We start from the raw sequence: 4290 nt of genomic DNA on the forward strand, positions 1-4290 counted from the left end.
ACGGCCAAAAACGCTCATGAACTTCATCATTCGCACAACCCCTCGGGTCTCCGTCCGGCTCATGCTGACCCCCAAAAAAAGGGCCAGCCTACCGGACAGATCGTGTGCTACCTAAACCGGTCATATCGTGTGCTACCGACACCGTTCTCCGGCAACCTTTGCCTCCTGCTCCCGGGTCACTATATTGGTGAAGTCCGGCGATCCGCATGGGACCACCGGCCACAAGGAGTTTCAAGGTTGAAAACCGCTCTTGCCTTCCTGGCGCTGTTGCTTCTGGCAGGCCGTGCCGATGCCGCGCAGCTTGCCCCGCACCGGGCGATCTATGACCTGAGCCTGCTCCGGGTGAACGAAGGGGCGGCGCTGCAATCGGCCTCGGGCAAGCTCGCCTTCGAGATCGATGGTTCGCGCTGCGAGGGGTATACGGTCAATTTCCGCATGGCCACCCGGTTCCGGCCTGAGGAGGGGTCGGCCACGCTCTATGACACCATGACCACCACTTTCGAATCGCCTGAAGCCACGGAACTCCGCCACCAAATGAAGGAACGGGTGAATGGCGCGGTACGCGAGGATGTGACGATCAAGATGACGCGGCCCGCCGCCGATGCGGCGGGCAAGGCACAGGTCTCGACCAAGCCTGGCGCGCCGGTGGAGGTGCCAGCCGGAGCAATGCTGCCCATGCAGCACCAGCTGCGGCTTCTGGCGCTGGGCGCGCAGGGTGGTGGGCGCGATGACAGTGTGATTTTCGATGGCTCGGATGGCGGCAAATCATTCCAGGCCATATCCTTTGTGGGCCGGGAGAAACCGCCCGGCTCGATCGCCCGGGACACTGAAAATCCGGCAGCGGCGGCGCTCAGGGCCAACCGTGCCTGGCCGATGACGGTGAGCTATTACGAGCTCGCAGGCGGCGCGGAGACGCCGGAATATCAGGTGAGCTTCGATCTCTATGACAATGGCGTGGCCACCGGCCTGGTGCTCGACTACGGCGAGTTCGCGTTGCGCGGAACACTGACCGATCTCGTGCTGCTTGAGCAGCCGTCCTGCCCCTGAGCCATGTCAAAGCTTAGGCGCCATGACGAGAACGGCGGAGGCGATGTCGAAGCCTTTCTCGCCAAACTCAAGGACCTGCCTACTCCCACACCGGCGGGCGCGCGCGGCCGCCTGGTGCTGGCCATGGACGCCACCATGAGCCGCCAGCCGAGCTGGGACATGGCGCTGGGGATCCAGGGCGACATGTTCGCCGAGGCCGGCCGGGTCGGCGGGCTGGACGTGCAGCTGGTCTATTTCCGGGGCTTCGATGAATGCCGGGCGTCCAAATGGACCGGAGACACCGCGTCTCTGGCCAGGCTCATGGCGGGCATCCGCTGCGCCGGCGGCAAGACCCAGATATTGCGGGTCCTGAAGCATCTGCGCGGCGAGGCGGCGGCAGGCAAGATCAACGCCTGCGTCTATATCGGCGACGCGCTGGAAGAACCGATCGACGAACTGGCGGCGGTGGCGGGCGAACTGGGACTTGTGGGCGTTCCCGTGTTCATGTTCCAGGAAGGCCATGACCCGGCGGCTCAGCACGGCTTCCAGGAGATCGCGCGGCTCACCCGCGGCGCCTATTTCCGCTTCGGCGGCGATGCGGCCCGCATCCTGCGCGAGTTGCTCGCGGCGGTGGCGGTCTATGCGGCGGGCGGCTTCAGGGCATTGGAAGCCCATTCCTCGGCGCGCGGCGGGGCCGCCACGCTTCTCCTCAAGCAGATGGGCTGAGGGCGGGCCATGCTCAATCTGCTGATCGGACTGGTGATCGTGGTCGGCGGCTGGTGGCTGATCAAGGCCTTCGCCAATACCCAGCCCGCGAAGGTTCGTGAACTCGTCCGTAAAATCGGCGGTGGGGCGATGATCGCTTTCGCGGGCCTGATGGCTCTGCGCGGCCAGATGAGTGTGGCAATGCCCCTGTTCCTGCTGGGGCTTGGCCTCATGGGCCAGCAGATGGTGTTCCCCAACGGCCTGCCATGGCAGCGCAAGTCGCCGGGCCAGCGCTCTCGCGTGGCAACCAGCGTCATCGCCATGGAGCTTGACCATGACACGGGGCAGATGGACGGCGAAGTTCTGGCTGGGGGGTTCAAAGGCCGGAAGCTTTCGAGCCTGTCATTGGCCGAGGCCCAGGCGCTGCATGCGCAGTGCGCCGGGGCTGCGGACCAGAGCCGGGCGCTGTTCGAAGCCTGGATCCAGCGCAGTCATCCGGACTGGCGGACCCAGTGGACCGGTGCATCCGGCGCCAGTCCGGCTTCTGGCGGCTCCGCCAAGATGACGCGCGCCGAGGCTCTGGCGATCCTGGGGCTCAAGGAGGGGGCGTCCGCCGATGACGTTCGCGCCGCCCATCGCCGGTTGATGAAGGCGGCGCATCCTGACTTGGGCGGCAGCGATTATCTGGCGGCCAAGATCAACGAGGCCAAGGAATATCTTCTTCAGCTGGGGCCCTGAGCCCGGCAGGACGTCTTCTGTTTCCTGATCGCCTCGCAAGCCGCCGCGGCGGCGGCCTCGTCGAAGCCGATGAACCGCGCCCGGAAGGTAACCTTGCCGCTCTTCTCGATCATCACCGTCTGCGCCGTCTTGCCGGCGAGCGCTTCGGGGGTGCGTTTGCGCATCAGCTGCAGCATGGCCTGGGCGTCGGTTTTGGCCGGATAGTCGCCCAAGATGATGATCCATGCGGCGTCCGCGGCAGGGGTGATCGACGCCACTTGCGCCTTGTCAGCGAGTTGCTGCTCCGGCGTCTTGACTTCGAACGGAACATCGGCGGGTTGCGGAACGGTCTCAACTTGTTCGGCGGGCGGCGCGGCGGGTGTTTCGGGGGTGGGCGCGGCGTCCGCGGCCAGCTCGCCGATGCCGCCGCCGCCGGTATCGCCTTCCTCGGTAACAGGCTCGGTTTTCGGAGCCGCCTTTGCCACTTCGTCCTTGGCGGGTTTTTGCTTGCTCTTGGGGGGCTTGGCGTTCTCCGCCGTCTCGACCGCGGCTGCGCCCTTGGATGAGCCGGCGATGGCGGCGATGGTCTTGCCGCTCTTGGCATCGTCGAAATACTGGCTCAGCATTTTTCTCATATAGGCGTCGCGGGTGGCGCCGGTGCGGCCGCCCATCACCACGCCCACCAGCCGCTTGTCGCCGCGCCGCACCGACGACACAAGATTGAAGCCGGAGGCATTGATGAAACCGGTCTTGATGCCGTCCGTGCCCTCATAGGCGCCGAGCAGCTTGTTGTGCCCTTTGATGGTACGGCCCTGGAACACGAAGCTCCGGGTGCGGAAATAGGGGTAGTATTGCGGGTAGTCCCGCATCAGGCGGAGGCCGAGGGTCGCCATGTCGCGGGCCGTGGTGACCTGTTTCGGATTTGGCAAGCCGGAGGCGTTCATGAAGGTGGTTTTCGGCATGCCAATCGTCCGGGCGGTGCTGGTCATGCGCTGGGCGAAGGCCTTTTCCGACCCGGCGATCTGCTCGGCGACGGCGGTGGCGGCATCGTTGGCGGATTTCACCACCAGGGCCTGGATCGCGGTTTCGACCGTGATCGTGCCGCCCGCTTTCACGCCCAGCTTCGAGGGAGCCATGCCGGCGGCGCGGGCCGAGAACCTGATAGGGGTTTGCAGTGTGAGGCGGCCCGCCTGCAATTCCTCGAACACGATGTAGAGCGTCATCATCTTGGTGAGCGAGGCGGGATGCCGGACGGCATCGGCATTCTCGGCGTGCAGGATCTTGCCGGTCCGGGCGTCGACAGTGATGGCGGCGAACTTGCTGTTGGCCAACGCGGGCTCCGGAGCCAGGCCGGCCGCCAGCACCGCAAGCCAGATGACGGCCAGGAGCCGCCAAAGCCCCCGCTTGGTCCCGGTGCAAATCCGTAAATCCATCATTACTCCATCCGGCCCGCCGTCCAACCGCGCGTGTGCCGTATCATAACAGTGCCGGTTCCGCCAACCCGCCCTCAGGCGGGCCGCCAAACCGGAGTTCCGGCCGGGAGTAGGACTGGCGTGGTTACGGGCGGGTAAACCGGCCAGGGTCAGAGAGCAAGTTACAAAAATGGTGCGTTGCAAAAATCCGCTTGACATCCATGTTGCATTGCACATATACCCGATCATCAGGTTCTAAGGAGACGCAACCATGATGAAGTCCTTTGAAGAGTTCCAGTCCTTCGGCAAAGACGGTTTCGAGGCCTATGTTGCGTCCTCGAGCGCGCTGACCAAGGGTTTCCAGGCCATTGCCCAGGAAGCTGCCGAATATTCGCGCAAGTCCTTCGAGAAGAGCACCGCCGCCTTCGAG

5 protein-coding genes are annotated in these 4290 nt (G+C 64.8%); 4 read left to right on the plus strand and 1 reads right to left on the minus strand.

Annotated features, from left to right (window positions below):
- The first annotated feature begins 237 nt into the window (after window positions 1–237).
- The 3 genes from ACKOED_RS05915 to ACKOED_RS05925 are packed head-to-tail and all read left to right on the plus strand — an operon-like array spanning window position 238 to window position 2469.
- Window positions 238–1047: an EipB family protein gene (locus ACKOED_RS05915; RefSeq protein ID WP_408915655.1), complete on the plus strand. Its 810-nt coding sequence runs from the start codon at window positions 238–240 to the stop codon at window positions 1045–1047.
- A 3-nt stretch (window positions 1048–1050) separates the two neighbouring features.
- Complete coding sequence (locus ACKOED_RS05920; protein ID WP_408915656.1) at window positions 1051–1752, plus strand: VWA domain-containing protein; 702 nt, start codon at window positions 1051–1053, stop codon at window positions 1750–1752.
- A gap of 9 nt (window positions 1753–1761) precedes the next feature.
- Window positions 1762–2469, plus strand: coding sequence for a molecular chaperone DnaJ (locus ACKOED_RS05925; protein ID WP_408915657.1), 708 nt, complete (start codon window positions 1762–1764; stop codon window positions 2467–2469).
- Here ACKOED_RS05925 and ACKOED_RS05930 read toward each other — a convergent pair.
- Complete coding sequence (locus ACKOED_RS05930) at window positions 2454–3881, minus strand: D-alanyl-D-alanine carboxypeptidase family protein (RefSeq protein WP_408915658.1); 1428 nt, start codon at window positions 3879–3881, stop codon at window positions 2454–2456. The two genes, ACKOED_RS05925 and ACKOED_RS05930, sit on opposite strands and share 16 nt — an antisense overlap.
- A gap of 253 nt (window positions 3882–4134) precedes the next feature.
- Between ACKOED_RS05930 and ACKOED_RS05935 the strand changes: the two genes are divergently transcribed.
- Window positions 4135–4290: phasin family protein (locus ACKOED_RS05935; protein WP_408915659.1), on the plus strand; the 156-nt coding region annotated here is incomplete at its 3' end.

The organism is Aestuariivirga sp. (assembly GCF_046093005.1).
Classification (GTDB): Bacteria; Pseudomonadota; Alphaproteobacteria; order Rhizobiales; family Aestuariivirgaceae; genus Aestuariivirga.

What these genes read in the sequence shown, in the direction of transcription:
- ACKOED_RS05930 (WP_408915658.1), bottom strand. Translation starts at nt 3,881, where the DNA reads ATGGATTTACGGATTTGCACCGGGACCAAGCGGGGGCTTTGGCGGCTC.
- ACKOED_RS05920 (WP_408915656.1), top strand. Translation starts at nt 1,051, where the DNA reads ATGTCAAAGCTTAGGCGCCATGACGAGAACGGCGGAGGCGATGTCGAA.
- ACKOED_RS05925 (WP_408915657.1), top strand. Translation starts at nt 1,762, where the DNA reads ATGCTCAATCTGCTGATCGGACTGGTGATCGTGGTCGGCGGCTGGTGG.